The organism is Streptomyces sp. NBC_01622, from assembly GCF_045209635.1.
Lineage (GTDB): Bacteria > Actinomycetota > Actinomycetes > Streptomycetales > Streptomycetaceae > Streptomyces.
In genome coordinates this window covers 2,111,909-2,127,986 of record NZ_CP109293.1, presented here as the reverse complement: position 1 = coordinate 2,127,986, position 16,078 = coordinate 2,111,909, and the positions used below count along the sequence as shown (strand labels likewise).

The 16,078-nt window shown below is 69.7% G+C and carries 13 protein-coding genes; 3 read left to right on the top strand and 10 right to left on the bottom strand.

Annotated features, from left to right (window positions below; all coding sequences use genetic code 11):
- Nucleotides 1-188: 188 nt before the first annotated feature.
- The 8 genes from OH768_RS09790 to tkt all read right to left on the bottom strand — a co-directional run bounded on the left by OH768_RS09790 (nt 189) and on the right by tkt (nt 10,648).
- Nucleotides 189-1,652, bottom strand: a complete 1,464-nt coding sequence (locus tag OH768_RS09790; RefSeq protein ID WP_406452095.1) for a membrane-associated oxidoreductase — start codon at nt 1,650-1,652, stop codon at nt 189-191.
- 96 nt (nt 1,653-1,748) lie between these two features.
- Nucleotides 1,749-2,336 carry a histidine phosphatase family protein gene (locus OH768_RS09785; RefSeq protein WP_406452093.1) on the bottom strand — a complete coding sequence of 196 codons (588 nt, stop codon included), beginning with the start codon at nt 2,334-2,336 and terminating at the stop codon, nt 1,749-1,751.
- Between the two features lie 7 nt (nt 2,337-2,343).
- Nucleotides 2,344-3,219, bottom strand: coding sequence for a phosphogluconate dehydrogenase (NAD(+)-dependent, decarboxylating) (gene gnd, locus OH768_RS09780; RefSeq protein ID WP_406452091.1), 876 nt, complete (start codon nt 3,217-3,219; stop codon nt 2,344-2,346).
- Nucleotide 3,220: 1 nt separating this feature from the next.
- The gene (gene pgi / locus OH768_RS09775; protein ID WP_406452089.1) at nt 3,221-4,888 is read right to left on the bottom strand and encodes a glucose-6-phosphate isomerase; all 1,668 of its coding nucleotides are present in this window, start codon (nt 4,886-4,888) and stop codon (nt 3,221-3,223) included.
- Nucleotides 4,881-5,816 carry a glucose-6-phosphate dehydrogenase assembly protein OpcA gene (opcA, locus tag OH768_RS09770; protein WP_406452087.1) on the bottom strand — a complete coding sequence of 312 codons (936 nt, stop codon included), beginning with the start codon at nt 5,814-5,816 and terminating at the stop codon, nt 4,881-4,883. The genes pgi and opcA overlap by 8 nt, the downstream gene beginning before the upstream one ends.
- Nucleotides 5,813-7,411 (bottom strand): glucose-6-phosphate dehydrogenase, encoded by a 1,599-nt coding sequence (zwf, locus tag OH768_RS09765; protein ID WP_406452085.1) that lies wholly within the window; start codon nt 7,409-7,411, stop codon nt 5,813-5,815. Before zwf ends, opcA begins: the two co-directional genes overlap by 4 nt.
- Nucleotides 7,408-8,553 (bottom strand): transaldolase, encoded by a 1,146-nt coding sequence (gene tal, locus OH768_RS09760; RefSeq protein WP_406452083.1) that lies wholly within the window; start codon nt 8,551-8,553, stop codon nt 7,408-7,410. The genes zwf and tal overlap by 4 nt, the downstream gene beginning before the upstream one ends.
- Before the next feature lie 19 nt (nt 8,554-8,572).
- Nucleotides 8,573-10,648 (bottom strand): transketolase, encoded by a 2,076-nt coding sequence (gene tkt, locus OH768_RS09755; RefSeq protein ID WP_406452081.1) that lies wholly within the window; start codon nt 10,646-10,648, stop codon nt 8,573-8,575.
- Nucleotides 10,649-10,794: 146 nt separating this feature from the next.
- Here tkt and OH768_RS09750 point away from each other — a divergent pair, with 146 nt between their 5' ends.
- Together OH768_RS09750 and OH768_RS09745 are read left to right on the top strand one after the other, a co-directional pair.
- Nucleotides 10,795-11,694, top strand: a complete 900-nt coding sequence (locus tag OH768_RS09750; RefSeq protein WP_406452079.1) for a helix-turn-helix domain-containing protein — start codon at nt 10,795-10,797, stop codon at nt 11,692-11,694.
- A 3-nt stretch (nt 11,695-11,697) separates the two neighbouring features.
- A complete protein-coding gene (locus OH768_RS09745; protein ID WP_406452077.1) occupies nt 11,698-12,801 on the top strand; it encodes a hypothetical protein in 1,104 nt (367 codons plus the stop codon).
- A gap of 28 nt (nt 12,802-12,829) precedes the next feature.
- Here the strand turns inward: OH768_RS09745 and OH768_RS09740 are convergent, their stop codons facing one another.
- Nucleotides 12,830-14,233 carry a glycoside hydrolase family 16 protein gene (locus OH768_RS09740; protein WP_406452075.1) on the bottom strand — a complete coding sequence of 468 codons (1,404 nt, stop codon included), beginning with the start codon at nt 14,231-14,233 and terminating at the stop codon, nt 12,830-12,832.
- 298 nt (nt 14,234-14,531) lie between these two features.
- On the opposite strand from OH768_RS09740, the gene OH768_RS09735 reads away from it, so the two are divergent.
- Nucleotides 14,532-14,738, top strand: coding sequence for a hypothetical protein (locus OH768_RS09735; protein ID WP_406452073.1), 207 nt, complete (start codon nt 14,532-14,534; stop codon nt 14,736-14,738).
- Nucleotides 14,739-14,781: 43 nt separating this feature from the next.
- On the opposite strand, the gene OH768_RS09730 is transcribed toward OH768_RS09735, so the two are convergent.
- Nucleotides 14,782-16,026, bottom strand: coding sequence for an Ig-like domain-containing protein (locus OH768_RS09730; protein ID WP_406452071.1), 1,245 nt, complete (start codon nt 16,024-16,026; stop codon nt 14,782-14,784).
- Nucleotides 16,027-16,078 lie beyond the last annotated feature (52 nt).

The window sequence follows — 16,078 nt, the reverse complement described above, 5'->3', positions numbered from 1 at the left end:
TTGTCGGCGCCCCGCGCGCGCAGGTTCACGAAGGCCGGTCGCCGGCCTCTTCACCGTCCTACCCCCGTTGGCGTCGTGCCACGTGCTCGCCGGGGGACGGATGTCCCGGGTGGCCGACAGTGCTGTTCGTTTCTGCTTGTTCGGGCCGATGTTCTTGCGTGAAACGTCAGCTGTCAACGGTCGGCGGCTCACTGGCGGCTGACGGTCCTGGTGACACCGGTGACGACCGTCGTGGCCAGGATCCAGCCGGTGATGATCAGGGCGTAGCCGAGGTACTGGTACCAGCCGGTCGGTGCGAACGCCTCCTCCTGGCCGAAGGAGATCACCGGCAGCAGCAGGTCGAGGGTGTAGAACACCGAGTTGAAGTGCGGGGCCTCGGACGGCTTGAGGGCGTCCGGGGGATGGAGGCCGTAGGCGATCGAGCCGATGGCCAGCAGCGACAGCAGCCAGGCGCAGGCGCGCAGCGGGCGGAAGCCGTAGCCGACGGTGACGTCCTGGACGTAGCCCCAGATCCGGCCGTACCGCGGGAGGGTGCCGCGCAGGCGGCGCTGCTTGGCGAGCTGGACGCGGCGGGCGGCGTAGTCGTCGCCGGTGCGGCGGTAGGCGCCGGCCAACTGCTCGTAGGCGTGCGGGACATAGCCGTCGCCGTCCTGCTCCAGCATGGTCAGGCGGCGCTCGGCGGGCTCGTGGGGGATGAGCGAGGTGTAGACGAGGCTGGTGAGGTGCACCTGGCCCGGCACCACCTGCGGCTCCAGCAGCAGCACGTCGATCTGGGCACTGCGCAGCACGACACCGCCCTCGACGGGCGGGCTCTCCCGCAGCCAGAGTTCCCCGATGGTGGCGCTGCTCGCCAGCAGCACGGAGCTGCCGGGGTTCGACAGGGTGCTGTACGACAGGTCGAGCCGGCCCGCGATCCGGGCGCCGCGCAGTCCGACCCAGCCCTCCACCCGGGCGTACCGGAACAGGATGTTGCCCGCGACGACGAGCACCTCGGCGTCGATGGCGGAGTGCCCGGGGTGGGAGAGGTGCGCGGTGTTGAGGTTGACCGACCCGGCGACACTCGCGCCGCTGAGCCTGATCTGCCCCTGGGTGCGCAGTCCGGCCGCCCGGAGATCGTCGCCGACCGAGGCCTGGTTGAGCTGGAGGACCGGCTCCTCGGCGTCCGGGGCGATGATCTCCGAGCCCTCCATGAACAGACTCCCGGCGACCTTGACCTCAGCGAGCCGCACCACACCGCGGAACCGGGCCCGGGTCAGCCGCAGCACGCCGTCCACCCGCATCGCGTGCGCGGTCAGTCCCGGCAGGAAGGAGTCGCCGAGATTGAGTTCGCGCAGCCGGGCCGCGTAGCAGCGGGGCACCTCGTCGAAGTGGCAGTAGCGCAGCCGCACGGGGTGGTCGACCGTCGCGTACTGCAGGTCGAGCCGGCCGGTGATCCGGGCGCCCGCCAGACTGAGGGACGCTATCTCCCCTGCTTCCTGCGGCCCGTTGAGCAGCAGCGCCCGCAACACCGAGGCGCGCACGGTCCGTTCGGGCCCCCAGTCGCCACCGAGGGCGATGTCCTCGTCCTCCGCCGTACGGAAGTCCACGGACTCGCCCAACGGGAAGGCCCGCCACACCTGTTCCTCGGCCGGTGTCAGATCGTTGATCTCCATCAAGGGGGACTCTAGCCCGGCGGATGTCGTGGGCACAGAGGACGACGACGGCCCGGCCGCACGTCAACGCGCGGTCCGGGCCGGGGAGTTGTGCCGCTACGGTCGGGTGTTCCACTCCGCGACGACGGGGCGGTCGTGCTCGGTGGAGAGTCGGCTGACGGTGCCGGTCGCCAGCTGGAACAGCCGGCCGTCCGCCGCCGGCAGGCCCAGCCGGCGCGCCGTGAGGACGCGCAGGAAGTGGGCGTGCGCCACCAGGACCACGTCACCGTCGGCGAGCGCCGAGTCCACCCGCTTCAGCACCCGGTCGGCGCGCGCGCCGATCTCGTCCGGGGACTCGCCCGGGTGTCCGGCGGGGCCCGGCGGCACGCCGTCGGTCCACAGGTACCAGTCGGGGCGGCTGCGGTGGATGTCGACGGTGGTGACGCCCTCGTAGCCGCCGTAGTCCCACTCGTGCAGGTCGGGGTCGGGTGCGGCCCCGGTGATGCCCGCGAGTTCGGCGGTGCGTATCGCGCGGTCCAGCGGGCTGGTCAGGGCGAGTGCGAAGGTCCGGCCGGCCAGGAGCGGGGCGAGGGACTTGGCCTCTTCCTCGCCGTGCCGGGTGAGGGGCAGGTCGGTCCAGCTGGTGTGCCGCCCCGACACGCTCCACTCCGTCTCGCCGTGGCGGACCAGCAGAAGATCCCCCACGGCGCGCCTACTTGGTCTCGACGGCGTGGCCGCCGAACTGGTTGCGCAGGGCTGCGACCATCTTCATCTGCGGTGAGTCCTCCTGGCGGGAGGCGAACCGGGCGAAGAGGGAGGCGGTGATGGCGGGCAGGGGTACGGCGTTGTCGATGGCCGCTTCGACGGTCCAGCGGCCTTCGCCGGAGTCCTCGGCGTAGCCCTTGAGCTTGTCCAGGTGCTCGTCGCTGTCGAGGGCGTTGACGGCGAGGTCGAGGAGCCAGGAGCGGATGACGGTGCCTTCCTGCCAGGAGCGGAAGACCTCGCGGACGTCGGTGACGGAGTGGACCTTCTCCAGGAGTTCCCAGCCCTCGGCGTAGGCCTGCATCATGGCGTACTCGATGCCGTTGTGGACCATCTTGGAGAAGTGCCCGGCGCCGACCTTGCCGGCGTGCACGAAGCCGAACTCGCCCTCGGGCTTGAGGGCGTCGAAGACGGGCTGGACCTTGGCGATGTTCTCGGCATCGCCGCCGACCATCAGGGCGTAGCCGTTCTTCAGGCCCCACACGCCGCCCGAGACGCCCGCGTCGACGAAGCCGATGCCCTTGGCACCCAGCTCCTCGGCGTGCTTCTCGTCGTCCGTCCAGCGGGAGTTGCCGCCGTCGACCACCGTGTCGCCGGGCTGGAGCAGGCCGCCCAGCTCGTCGACGACCGACTGGGTCGGGGCGCCGGCCGGGACCATCACCCAGACCGTGCGCGGCGCTTCGAGCTTGTCGACCAGTTCGGCCAGGTCGCTCACGTCGGAGATCTCGGGGTTGCGGTCGTAGCCGATGACGGTGTGGCCCGCGCGGCGGATGCGCTCGCGCATGTTGCCGCCCATCTTGCCGAGGCCGATCAGTCCGAGCTGCATGTCAGTTCACTTCCTGGGAATTCTGCGAATTACGGAGAGTCCGGTAGGTCGCCACGAGCGCGGCGGTGGAGGAGTCGAGCCCCGGTACGTCGGCGCCTTCGGTGAGGGCGGGTTCGACGCGCTTGGCGAGGACCTTGCCCAGCTCGACGCCCCACTGGTCGAAGGAGTCGATGTTCCAGACCGCGCCCTGCACGAACACCTTGTGCTCGTAGAGCGCGATGAGCTGGCCGAGCACGGAGGGGGTCAGCTCGCGGGCCAGGATGGTGGTCGTGGGGTGGTTGCCCTTGAAGGTCTTGTGCGGGACCAGTTCTTCCGCCACACCCTCGGCGCGCACCTCGTCGGGCGTCTTGCCGAACGCCAACGCCTGTGTCTGGGCGAAGAAGTTGGCCATCAAGAGGTCGTGCTGCGCCTTCAGCCCGTCACTCAGCTCGGCCACCGGGTTGACGAAGCCGATGAAGTCCGCCGGGATCAACTTCGTGCCCTGGTGGATGAGTTGGTAGTAGGCGTGCTGCCCGTTCGTCCCCGGGGTGCCCCACACCACCGGCCCGGTCTGCCACTCCACCGGATTCCCGTCCCGGTCCACCGACTTGCCGTTGGACTCCATGTCCAGTTGCTGCAAGTAGGCGGTGAACTTGGAGAGGTAGTGCGAGTACGGCAGTACCGCGTGCGACTGGGCGTCGAAGAAGTTGCCGTACCAGACGCCCAACAGGCCGAGGAGCAAGGGCGCGTTGGACTCGGCGGGCGCGGTGCGGAAGTGCTCGTCGACGAGGTGGAAACCGTCGAGCATCTCCCGGAAGCGGTCCGGCCCGATGGCAATCATGAGTGACAGCCCGATGGCCGAGTCGTAGGAGTAGCGGCCGCCGACCCAGTCCCAGAACTCGAACATGTTGTCCGTGTCGATGCCGAAGTCCGACACCTTCCCGGCGTTGGTCGACAGGGCCACGAAGTGCTTCGCGACGGCCTTGTCATCGCCCCCGAGGCCCTCAAGGAGCCAGGTCCGGGCGGATGTCGCGTTGGTGATCGTCTCGATGGTGGTGAACGTCTTCGACGCGACGATGAACAGCGTCTCCGCCGGGTCGAGGTCGTGGGTGGCCTCGTGCAGGTCGGCGCCGTCCACGTTCGACACGAAGCGGACCGTCAACTCGCGGTCGGTGAAGGCGCGGAGGGCTTCGTACGCCATGGCCGGACCGAGGTCCGAGCCGCCGATGCCGATGTTGACGACATTGCGGATACGACGGCCCGTGTGCCCGGTCCACTCGCCGGAGCGGACACGCTCGGCGAAGCCGGCCATCTTGTCGAGGACCGCGTGCACGGCCGGGACGACGTTCTCGCCGTCGACCTGGATGTCCGCGTCACGCGGGGCGCGCAGCGCGGTGTGCAGAACCGCGCGGTCCTCGGTCACATTGATCTTCTCGCCGCGGAACATCGCGTCCCGGAGCCCGAACACGTCGGTGGCGGTGGCGAGTTCCTGGAGGAGGGCGAGGGTCTCGTCCGTGATCAGGTGCTTGGAGTAGTCGATGCGCAGGTCGCCGACGGCGACCACGTACCGCTCCGCGCGCCCCGGGTCCGCCGCGAACAACTCACGCAGCTGCGGGTGCAGTTGACCCGCGCGGTGGTCCTCCAGCGCGGCCCACTCGGGCCGCCGCACGAGCTTGGGGGAGTCAGACATGAGCAGGGGTCTCCTTGGTGCCCTCGGCCCGGAGGGCGATGGCGTACATCTCGTCGGCGTCGAGGCGCCGCAGCTCCTCGGCGATGAGTTCGGAGGTGGTGCGGACCTTCAGCGCGAGGGTGCGGGAGGGCTGCCCGGGCAGGGACAGCGTTGCAAGGGGGCCGTCGGGGCGGTCGATGACGATGTCGCCGGCTCCGGTGCCCAGCCGGACGGCCGTGATGACCGGCCCGTCGGTGACCACGCGGTCGATCTTCACCTTGAGTCGGGCCTCCAGCCAGCGGGCCAGCAGCTCGGCGGCCGGGTTCTCGGCCTCGCTCTCCACGGCACCCGAGGTGATCCTGGACTTGGCCTGGTCGAGGGCCGCCGCCAGCATCGAGCGCCACGGGGTGAGCCGGGTCCAGGCGAGGTCGGTGTCGCCGGGCGCGTAGGCACGGGCGCGGGAGTCCAGTGCTTCGAGCGGGTTCGCCGCCGCGTACAGGTCGGTGATCCGGCGCTGCGCGAGGGCGCCCAGCGGGTCCTTCGCCGGGATCTCGGGCGCGTCCCCCGGCCACCAGACGACGACCGGCGCGTCCGGCAGCAGCAGCGGCAGCACCACGGAGTCGGCGTGGTCGGACACCTCGCCGTAGGTCCGCAGCACGACCGTCTCGCCGGTGCCCGCGTCGGCGCCGACCCGGACCTCGGCGTCGAGGTGCGAGTTGGTGCGGTCGCGCGGGGTGCGGGCGTGCCGCTTGATGACGACCAGGGTGCGCGAGGGGTGCTCGTGCGAGGCCTCCTCGGCCGCCTTGATCGAGTCGTAGGCGTTCTCCTCGTCCGTGACGATGACCATCGTCAGGACCATGCCCACGGCAGGGGTGCCGATGTCGCGGCGACCCTGTACCAACGCCTTGTTGATCTTGCTTGCCGTGGTGTCGCTCAGGTCGATCTTCATGGCCTGCGCCAGCTCCGTCCGTCTCGTGCGAGCATCTCGTCCGCCTCCTCGGGACCCCAACTGCCCGAGGAGTACTGCGCGGGCCTGCCGTTCTGTGCCCAGTACTCCTCGATCGGGTCGAGGATCTTCCAGGACTCTTCCACTTCCTGGTGGCGCGGGAACAGGTTGGCGTCGCCGAGCAGTACGTCCAGGATGAGCCGCTCGTACGCCTCGGGGCTCGACTCCGTGAACGACTCGCCGTAGGCGAAGTCCATGGAGACGTCCCGGATCTCCATCGAGGTGCCCGGCACCTTCGAGCCGAAGCGGACCGTCATGCCCTCGTCGGGCTGTACGCGGATGACGATCGCGTTCTGGCCCAGCTCCTCGGTGGCGGAGGAGTCGAAGGGGGAGTGCGGGGCCCGCTTGAAGACGACCGCGATCTCCGTGACGCGCCGCCCGAGCCGCTTGCCGGTGCGCAGGTAGAAGGGGATGCCGGCCCAGCGGCGGTTGTCGACCTCCAGCTTGACGGCCGCGTAGGTGTCGGTCTTCGACTTGGGGTCGATGCCGTCTTCCTCCAGGTAGCCGACGACCTTCTCGCCGCCCTGCCAGCCCTCCGCGTACTGCCCGAACACCGTGTGCTCGCCCAGCTCCTTGGGGAGCCGCACCGACTTCAGCACCTTGAGCTTCTCGGTGAGCAGCGCCTCCTCGTCGAAGGCGATCGGCTCCTCCATGGCGGTCAGCGCCATGAGTTGGAGCAGGTGGTTCTGGATGACGTCACGCGCCGAACCGATGCCGTCGTAGTAGCCGGCCCGCCCGCCGATGCCGATGTCCTCGGCCATCGTGATCTGGATGTGGTCGACGTAGGACCGGTTCCAGACGGGCTCGTACATCTGGTTGGCGAAGCGCAGCGCCAGGATGTTCTGGACGGTCTCCTTGCCAAGGTAGTGGTCGATGCGGAACACCTGGTCCGGGTCGAACACCTCGTGCACGATCTTGTTCAGCTCACGCGCGCTCTTCAGGTCGCGCCCGAACGGCTTCTCGATGACCGCGCGCCGCCAGGAACCCTCGCCGGCCGTCGCGAGACCGTGCTTCTTGAGCTGCTGGACGACCTTCGGGAAGAACTTCGGCGGTACGGAGAGATAGAACGCGTAGTTGCCGCTGGTACCGCGCGAGGTGTCCAACTCGTCGACGGCCGCGCGCAGTTGCTTGAACGCGGTGTCGTCGTCGAAGTCGCCCGGGATGAACCGCATCCCCTCGGCGAGCTGCTGCCAGACCTCCTCGCGGAACTCGGTCCGGGAGTGCTCGCGTACGGAGTCGTGCACCACCTGCGCGAAGTCCTGGTCCTCCCAGTCCCGCCGGGCGAACCCGACGAGGGAGAAGCCCGGCGGCAGCATGCCGCGGTTGGCCAGGTCGTAGACGGCGGGCATCAGCTTCTTGCGGGACAGGTCACCGGTGACACCGAAGATGACCAGACCGGACGGGCCCGCGATACGGGGGAGCCGGCGGTCGCGCTCGTCACGCAGCGGGTTGTCCCAGTCGGTGACGAGGGCGTCCGCGATGTCCTCGACGGTGAGTCCCTGCTCGGCCGTTGTCGTTGTGGGAAGATCCGCGCTCATTCCCCGTCGACCCCCTTCCCGCTCAGCGACTTCGCGACGGCGTCCAGCAGGTCCTGCCAGGCAACCTCGAACTTGGCGACGCCCTCGTCCTCCAGCTGCTTGACGACGGTGTCGTAGGAGATCCCCAGTCGTTCTACGGCGTCCAGGTCGGCGCGCGCCTGCGCGTAGCCGCCGGTCACCGTGTCGCCGTGGATGTCACCGTGGTCGGCGGTGGCGTTGAGCGTGGCCTCCGGCATGGTGTTGACCGTGCCGGGCGCGACCAGCTCGTCGACGTAGAGGGTGTCCTTGTAGGACGGGTCCTTCACGCCGGTCGAGGCCCACAGGGGGCGCTGCTTGTTGGCCTTGGCGCCCGCGAGGGCGGTCCAGCGGTCACCCGCGAAGACCTCCTCGTACGCCTCGTACGCGAGCCGTGCGTTGGCGAGCGCCGCCTTGCCCTTGAGGGCGAGGGCCTCGTCCGTGCCGAGCGCGGTCAGGCGCTTGTCGATCTCGGAGTCGACGCGGGAGACGAAGAAGGAGGCGACGGAGTGGATGGTCGCCAGGTCGATGCCGGCGGCCTGCGCCTTCTCCAGGCCGGCGAGGTAGGCGTCCATGACCTCGCGGTAGCGCTCCAGGGAGAAGATCAGCGTGACGTTGACGCTGATGCCCTCGCCGATGACCTCGGTGATGGCGGGGAGACCGGCCTTCGTCGCCGGGATCTTGATCATCACGTTGGGGCGGTCCACCAGCCAGGACAGCTGCTTGGCCTCGGCGACGGTCGCCGCCGTGTGGTGGGCGAGGCGCGGGTCGACCTCGATGGAGACCCGGCCGTCCCGGCCGCCGGTCGCCTCGTGGACCGGGCGCAGGATGTCGGCGGCGGCGCGGACGTCGGCCGTGGTCATCATCCGTACGGCTTCCTCGACCGTCACCTTGCGTACGGCGAGGTCGGCGAGCTGCTCCTCGTAGCCCTCACCGGAGCCGATGGCGGCCTGGAAGATCGACGGGTTGGTGGTGACGCCGACGACGTTCTTGGTGTCGACGAGTTCGGCGAGGTTGCCGGACTCGATCCGCTTGCGCGACAGGTCGTCCAGCCAGATGGAGACGCCCTCGTCGGACAGGCGCTTGAGTGTTCCCGCGGTGGCGGTCACTTCGGTCACTGTGATCATCTTCTTTCTGGCGATCGGATCAACCGCGCGCGGCGGCAAGGGATTCCCGAGCTGCGGCGGCGACGTTCTCGGCGGTGAAACCGAACTCGGCGAACAGGGTCTTGGCATCGGCGGAGGCGCCGAAGTGTTCGAGGGAGACGATGCGTCCTGCGTCACCCACGAACCGGTACCACGTGAGACCGATCCCGGCCTCGACCGCAACGCGGGCCTTCACGGACGGCGGAAGGACGCTGTCGCGGTACTCGCGCGACTGCTCCTCGAACCACTCCACGGACGGCATCGACACCACCCGGGTGCCCACACCCTCCGCCTCCAGCCGCTCGCGCGCCCCGACCGCGAGGTGGACCTCGGAACCGGTCGCGATGAGCACGACGTCCGGGGTCCCGGTGGAGGAGTCCTGCAGGACGTAACCGCCGCGCGCCGCATCGGGGTTGGGCGCGTACGTCGGCACACCCTGACGGGTCAGCGCGAGGCCGTGCGGGGCGGGCCTGGTGGCGTGCCGCTTGAGGATCTCGGCCCAGGCGATCGCGGTCTCGTTGGCGTCGGCGGGGCGGACGATGTTCAGGCCCGGGATGGCGCGCAGCGAGGCGAGGTGCTCGACCGGCTGGTGGGTGGGGCCGTCCTCGCCGAGACCGATGGAGTCGTGCGTCCAGACGTACGTCACCGGGAGCTGCATCAGCGCGGAGAGGCGGACGGCGTTGCGCATGTAGTCGGAGAACACCAGGAAGGTGCCGCCGTAGACGCGGGTGTTGCCGTGCAGGGCGATGCCGTTCATCTCGGCCGCCATGGAGTGCTCGCGGATGCCGAAGTGGATCGTACGGCCGTACGGGTCGGCCTCCGGGAGCGGGTTGCCCTTCGGGAGGAAGGACGAGGTCTTGTCGATGGTGGTGTTGTTCGAGCCGGCCAGGTCGGCGGAGCCGCCCCACAGCTCGGGCAGGACCGCGCCGAGCGCCTGGAGGGTCCTGCCGGAGGCGGCACGGGTGGCGACCGAGGAGCCCTCCTCGAACACCGGGAGGGCGTCCTTCCAGCCCTCGGGGAGCTGACCGGCCACGATCCGGTCGAAGAGCTTCGCGCGCTCGGGCTGGGCACCGCGCCACTTGTCGAGCTGCTTGTCCCACGCGGAGTGCGCCTCGGCGCCCCGGTCCAGGGCCCGGCGGCTGTGCGCGAGAACCTCGTCGGCGACCTCGAAGGACTTCTCCGGGTCGAAGCCGAGGACGCGCTTGGTGGCGGCGACCTCGTCGGCGCCGAGCGCGGAGCCGTGGGCGGCCTCGGTGTTCTGTGCGTTCGGCGCTGGCCAGGCGATGATCGTGCGCATCGCGATGATCGAGGGGCGCCCGGTCTCGGCCTGCGCCGTCTTCAGCGCCGTGTACAGCGCGTGCGGGTCGATGTCGCCGTCGGCGCCGGGCTCGATGCGCTGGGTGTGCCAGCCGTAGGCCTCGTACCGCTTCAGCACGTCCTCGGAGAAGGCGGTCGCGGTGTCGCCCTCGATGGAGATGTGGTTGTCGTCGTAGACGAAGACGAGGTTGCCGAGCCGCTGGTGACCGGCCAGGGAGGAGGCTTCGGCGGAGATGCCCTCCTCCAGGTCGCCGTCGGAGACGATCGCCCAGATGGTGTGGTCGAAGGGCGACTCGCCCTCGGGGGCCTCGGGGTCGAACAGACCGCGCTCGTAGCGGGCGGCCATCGCCATGCCCACCGCGTTCGCGACACCCTGTCCGAGCGGGCCGGTCGTGGTCTCCACACCGGCCGTGTGCCCGTACTCGGGGTGACCAGGCGTCTTCGAACCGTGCGTCCGGAACGCCTTCAGGTCGTCCAGCTCCAGCTCGTACCCGGCGAGATACAGCTGCGTGTACAGCGTCAGCGAGGTGTGGCCGGGGGAGAGGACGAAGCGGTCACGGCCGGTCCACTCGGGATCCGCGGGATCGTGACGCATCACCTTCTGAAAGATCGTGTACGCGGCGGGGGCCAGGCTCATCGCCGTGCCCGGGTGCCCGTTGCCGACCCTCTGCACCGCGTCAGCGGCCAGAACACGGGCGGTGTCGACGGCACGACGGTCGAGATCGGTCCACTCGAAGCTGTCGGGTGTGTGCGCGTTCATCTTCAAGAAGTCCTCGGTAAGAGCGGCAGAACTGCTCGGACGCCTTCAAATCTAAAAGTCTGACTTTTACGAGGGAAGGTGTCGGTGTGCCAGCCTGTGGTGAAAGTGGGACACCGGAACCCGTACTGAGGCGGCACGAGAAGGACATGGCGGACAGAACCATCCAAGGCGTCGCGGGTGACGGCGACGTGATCAGAACGTTTCCCTTCCCTGTCGATCTGAGCGTCTGCGGCGTGGGCATGCAGGTCGGCCCGATGAGCCCCGGACGCGCCTGGCACGCCGACGCACCCCTGCACCGCGTCCACCGCATCGACTTCCATGTGGTGATGCTCTTCGACGAGGGCCCGGTCCGCCACATGATCGACTTCGCCGAGTACGAGGCGGACGCCGGCGACATCCTGTGGATCCGCCCCGGCCAGGTCCACCGCTTCTCCCGGCCCGACGAGTACCGCGGCACCGCCCTCGCCATGCAGCCCGGCTTCCTCCCCCGCGCCACGGTCGAGGCGACAGGCCTCTACCGCTACGACCTCCCGCCCCTCCTGCGCCCCGACGAACCCCGCCTCGCCGCCCTCCGCGCCTCCCTCGGCCAGCTCCAACGCGAGTACGAGGACACCGAGACGCTCCCGCTGAGCCTGCACACGTCGGTCCTGCGACACTCCCTGACAGCCTTCCTGCTACGGCTCGCGCATCTCGCCGCCAGCTCGGCGGAGGCGGCCCGGCAACAGGCCGACACGACGTTCACGCTCTTCCGCGACGCCGTCGAGAAGGGCTTCGCCACCAACCACAGCGTCAGCGCCTACGCCGACGCCCTCGGCTACTCCCGCCGCACCCTCGTCCGCGCGGTCCGCGCCGCCACGGGTGAGACCCCGAAGGGCTTCATCGACAAGCGGGTCGTCCTGGAGGCGAAACGGCTGCTGGCCCACACGGACCTGCCGATCGGCAGGGTCGGCGCGGCAGTCGGCTTTCCCGACGCGGCGAACTTCTCCAAGTTCTTCCAGCAGCACACGGATGTGACGCCGGCGGGGTTCCGGGCGGAGCTACGGTGACGCATGAGTGATGTCTGGTCCGTGCTGTCCGAGGGCTTCCGGCCCACCGAGCGCGTCGCCCGGGACTGGCTGTCGGGACTGGGCCTGAACCCGGCCGCCCCGACGGACGCGATGCTCAGCCTCTTCGACGCCGGAGAAGCGAGCTTTCTGTACCGTGCGGATCTTCCGGCCGACGTGCTGGACGCGGCCGTGGTCCATCCGTCGAGAAACGTCTGGGGGAGGGCCGCGGAGAGCGGGAAGCTCTCGCGCGACCAGTGGGACCGGCTCCTGGCCGCCACCGCCGGGCTGCCCCTCCACGGGGTGCTGGCCGAGATGGCGGAGGAGCACGACGACAGCCGACGACGCGGCGCACGCGTCGGCGTGGGCCGCCCGTCGTCACCCGACTCCCGCCCGCCCGCCACACCGGCCGAGATCGCCGCCATGGCCGAGACCGTCCCCGACATCACGGCGGACGACCGCAGCTACGCCCTGTGGTGGATCGCGGCCCTGTACGACGACCCGGCCGCCATGAGGCAACTGGCCTCGTCCGCCAACCTGTTGATCCGCCGCAGCGTGGCCCGCGCCCTACGCCTTCCCCCCGACGTCGTGGACCTGCCGGCCCACGACGAGGACCGCGTCGTACGGCTCTTCCTCACCGAGTCCTGCGACGACGCACCCGGAGACCTGCTCCTCGACGTGTGGTCCTGGTGGCCGGGCAGCTTCTCTTTCCCCGGCCGTCCCCGCAACCACCCCGACTTCCCCCGCGACGGCCTGCTGCGCTTCGCCGACGACCCGCGGCCACGCATACGTCTCCTCGCACTCGACGATCCCGCGTCCACCGGTGAACTCGTCGAACGGTCCGGCCGTGACCCCGACGCCGATGTACGGGCGCGCGCGGCGGGGGATCCGCGACTGTCCCCCGAATCCGCCGCCGGGCTGGCCCACGACGACGTGGTACGGGTACACCGTGCGGCCCGGCGCAATCCGGTCCTGCCCCCAACCTCCCTGGTGCCGCTGCTCCTCGACAAGCGCAGCGCCCTGGACGCCGCCCGGAATCCGGCCCTTCCCGTGGCCGTCATGCACCACATGATCGCGCTGACGGAGCAGGGGCCCCACGCACACGCGTGAAACCCCTTGCCCCCGTGGCGAGTCGGTGTCAGTGCCCGAAGTCGAACCAGTTCACATTCACGAAGTCCGCCGGCTGGCCGCTGCTGAACGTGAGATAGACGTCATGGGTGCCGGTGACCGAGCTGATGTTGGCCGGGACCGTCTTCCACGACTGCCAGCCCCCGGTGTTGGCCAGCGCGAAGCTGCCGACCGGTGTCGCGGTCGGGCTGTCCAGGCGTACCTGGACCAGACCGCTGACCCCGCTCGCCGCACCGCTCGCGACCCGGGCGTAGAACTGGGTGGCCGCCGTGGAGCCGAAGTTGACGCCCTTGTAGAGCGCCCAGTCGCCGTTGGCTATCGAGCCGATGTCCTGGCCGCCGCCCGTGTCCGTGGTGGTCTCGGCGATCGTGCCGGACTGGCTGTCGTACGACTCGGCCTGGATGGCGCCGTAGGCGTCCCGGTTGCCGGTCGGCGGGGTCGTGGTACCGCTCCCACTGCCCGTGGCCTGGAGCACCTGGACGTAGTCCACCGTCATCGGGTGGTTCGGGTCGGTGGCGCTGGTCGGGCCGCCGCCGTACGCCGCCGGGAAGCCGCCGCCCATCGCCACGTTCAGGATGATGAAGAAGCCGTGGTTGGTGGCGTTGGCCCAGGTCGTCGCGTCGACCTGACTGGCGTTCACGGTGTGGAAGTTGACGCCGTCGAGGTAGAAGCGGATCTGCTCGGGGCTGGTCGAGCGGTCCCACTCCATGGCGTAGGTGTGGAAGCCTGCCTGGCAAGTGGTGCCGGTGCAGGCGGTGTTGCCGCCGATGCCGGTCGTCTCGTTGCAGGGGCCGCCCGGGCTGCTGCCGCAATGCATCGTCGCCCAGTCGGTGTTGAGACCCTGGACGTTCTCCATGATGTCCAACTCGCCCACGCTGGGCCAGTTCTGGTAGTTGCCCCGGTAGGGCGCGCCCAGCATCCAGAACGCGGGCCAGTAGCCGAGCGCCGACGAGCCCGTGACGTTCGGCATCTGGATGCGGGCCTCGACGCGCAGCTTCCCGCCGGCCGGCGGCTGGAAGTCGGTGCGGTTGGTCTCGATACGGCCCGAGGTCCAGTTGCCCGAGGAGTCCCGGCGCGGGGTGATCAACAGGTTGCCGTTGCCGTCGAGCGCCACGTTGTTGGTGGAGGAGGTCATCGACTCGACCTCGCCGGTACCCCAGTTGGCGGCGCCGCCCGGATACGAAGTCCCGGTGTCGTACTGCCAGTTGGCGGTGGAGACGCCGGTGCCCGCGGTGCCGTTGAAGTCGTCGAGGAAGACCTGCGTCCAGCCCGTGGGGGGCGTGGGCGCGGAGGCGTCCGCGGGCAGGGTGAAGGCCGTGGCGGTGGCGATCGCCAGGCCGAGGGTGCTGAGGGCGGCGATCAAAACACGCCGGAGGGGACGGGGTCTGCGCTGCGTGCCGGAGGTTTCACTCATGGGTGCCTCTCGGATACGGAGTGGGGTGCGGGTGCCGCGCCCGCTGCTTGAGAGCGCTCTCACGCAGTGGGGTGCGCGGTCAATGTGCTCTTAGCCACTCCGGCCGTCAAGAGGTGAAGCCGGGAAAGTCCTTTCGGTCTGCGGGAGTTCAGGTGATGAAGGCGATGAATGCGGGTGAAAGAGGAGGTTTCCGAGCGGCCGACGGTGGGCGGGTCGCGAGGGGTGCCGTGGGCGGACGGGCCACGGGTCGTATTGTTCGTCCCCGGGAACCGGGCGGTCCAGGAGAGGGGCGAGGAGGATGACGGCAGTGCGCATGCTGGCATCGGTGCTGGCCACGTGGGTCGCGCTGACCGTGCTCGTACTCGCGCCGGCGACTCTGCCCGAGGGGTGGCAGTACTACATCTACTCGCCGGCCGGCGTGGGACTGTGGATGCTGGCCATGCTCGTCGCACCTGTCGTGGTCTGCTTCGTCAGGTGGCCGTGGATCCGCTCGGGCGGCGGATGAGGTCGCCTCTCCCACGGGACAGGCGTTCTCCTGCGGTACTGCCTCAGACCGCGCTGCCCGCCTTCCAGTCCGCCCAGGACAGGTTCCAGCCGTTGAGGCCGTTGTCCGCCGCCACGGTCTTCTCGCCGGAGTTCTTCACGATGACGACGTCGCCGAGCATCGAGCTGTCGTAGAACTTGTAGCCCGCCACGGAACTGTCGTTGGCGCCCTTGGCGTCGTGCAGGCCGACGCAGCCGTGGCTGGTGTTCTCGTTGCCGAACACCGCGGTGGACGCCCAGTAGTTGCCGTGCACGAAGGTGCCGGAGGTGGTCAGGCGCTGGGCGTGCGGGACGTCGGAGATGTCGTACTCGTCGCCGAGCCCGACCGTCGAGGACTCCATGCGGGTCTGCTTGAACCGCTCGCTGATCACCATGATCCCGGACCAGGTGGTGTGCTGGGCGTTGCCGCCGCTGACCGGGTAGGTGGCGAGGGTCTTGCCGTCCCGCTTGACCACCATCTCCTTGCCGGCGAGGTCGACCGTGCTGATCTGCTCGCGCCCGATGTCGAACGTGACGTCCTTGGACTGGATGCCGTAGATGCCGTCCTGGCCCTCGACGTCCTTCAGGCGCAGGCTCAGCGTGATCTTCGTGCCGGCCGCCCAGTACGTCTCGGGGCGGAAGTCGAGGCGGGTGTCGCTGAACCAGTGGCCGACGACCTCGACGGCGGGTTCGGCGGTGACCGTGATCGCCTTCTGGACGGCGGCGCGGTCCTTGACAGCGTGCGTGAAGTTGATCGACACCGGCATGCCGACGCCGGAGGTCGAGTTCGCCTCGGGGGTGAAGTAGCCGACGAAGGTCTCGCCGGGCGACCTGGTGGTGAAGGTCGCGGTCTTCGCGGCCGCGCCCTGCGCCTGCGCGGCGACCGTGTACTTCGTGCCCGAGTACGGGTTCTTCGTGGACGTCCACTTCGTCTTGGCGGCGTTGAAGGTCCCGGCGAGCGTGGAGCCGTCGTTGCCGGTCACCTTCACCGTGGCGAACGTGCCGTCGGTCACCGTCACCGTGACCGGGGCCGAGAAATCGGCCTTCTTCGTGCCGTCGGCGGGCGAGACCGTGACGGTCGGCGTCTTCGCGGCCTTCACCGACGCCTTCGCCGACGCACCGCCGGACGAGGCGCTCTCCGCGGCGCCCGCCGAGCCGCTGCAACCGGTCAGCACAGCCGCCGGCACCACCCCGAGCACGGTGAGGATCCCACGCCGGGACCACCTCTCCGACGGCTTCTCGGACCGGTTGGATATGTGCGACACGCCCACGGCAGGCCTTCTTCCATATGCCGCGCACACCCCCTGGCCGTACGCGACGAGA

Coding starts and splice junctions, on each gene's coding strand:
- zwf (WP_406452085.1), bottom strand. CDS start 7,411: ATGAGCGCGGATCTTCCCACAACGACAACGGCCGAGCAGGGACTCACC.
- OH768_RS09750 (WP_406452079.1), top strand. CDS start 10,795: ATGGCGGACAGAACCATCCAAGGCGTCGCGGGTGACGGCGACGTGATC.
- OH768_RS09745 (WP_406452077.1), top strand. CDS start 11,698: ATGAGTGATGTCTGGTCCGTGCTGTCCGAGGGCTTCCGGCCCACCGAG.
- gnd (WP_406452091.1), bottom strand. CDS start 3,219: ATGCAGCTCGGACTGATCGGCCTCGGCAAGATGGGCGGCAACATGCGC.
- OH768_RS09790 (WP_406452095.1), bottom strand. CDS start 1,652: ATGGAGATCAACGATCTGACACCGGCCGAGGAACAGGTGTGGCGGGCC.
- OH768_RS09740 (WP_406452075.1), bottom strand. CDS start 14,233: ATGAGTGAAACCTCCGGCACGCAGCGCAGACCCCGTCCCCTCCGGCGT.
- pgi (WP_406452089.1), bottom strand. CDS start 4,888: ATGTCTGACTCCCCCAAGCTCGTGCGGCGGCCCGAGTGGGCCGCGCTG.
- opcA (WP_406452087.1), bottom strand. CDS start 5,816: ATGAAGATCGACCTGAGCGACACCACGGCAAGCAAGATCAACAAGGCG.
- OH768_RS09735 (WP_406452073.1), top strand. CDS start 14,532: ATGACGGCAGTGCGCATGCTGGCATCGGTGCTGGCCACGTGGGTCGCG.
- tkt (WP_406452081.1), bottom strand. CDS start 10,648: ATGAACGCGCACACACCCGACAGCTTCGAGTGGACCGATCTCGACCGT.
- tal (WP_406452083.1), bottom strand. CDS start 8,553: ATGATCACAGTGACCGAAGTGACCGCCACCGCGGGAACACTCAAGCGC.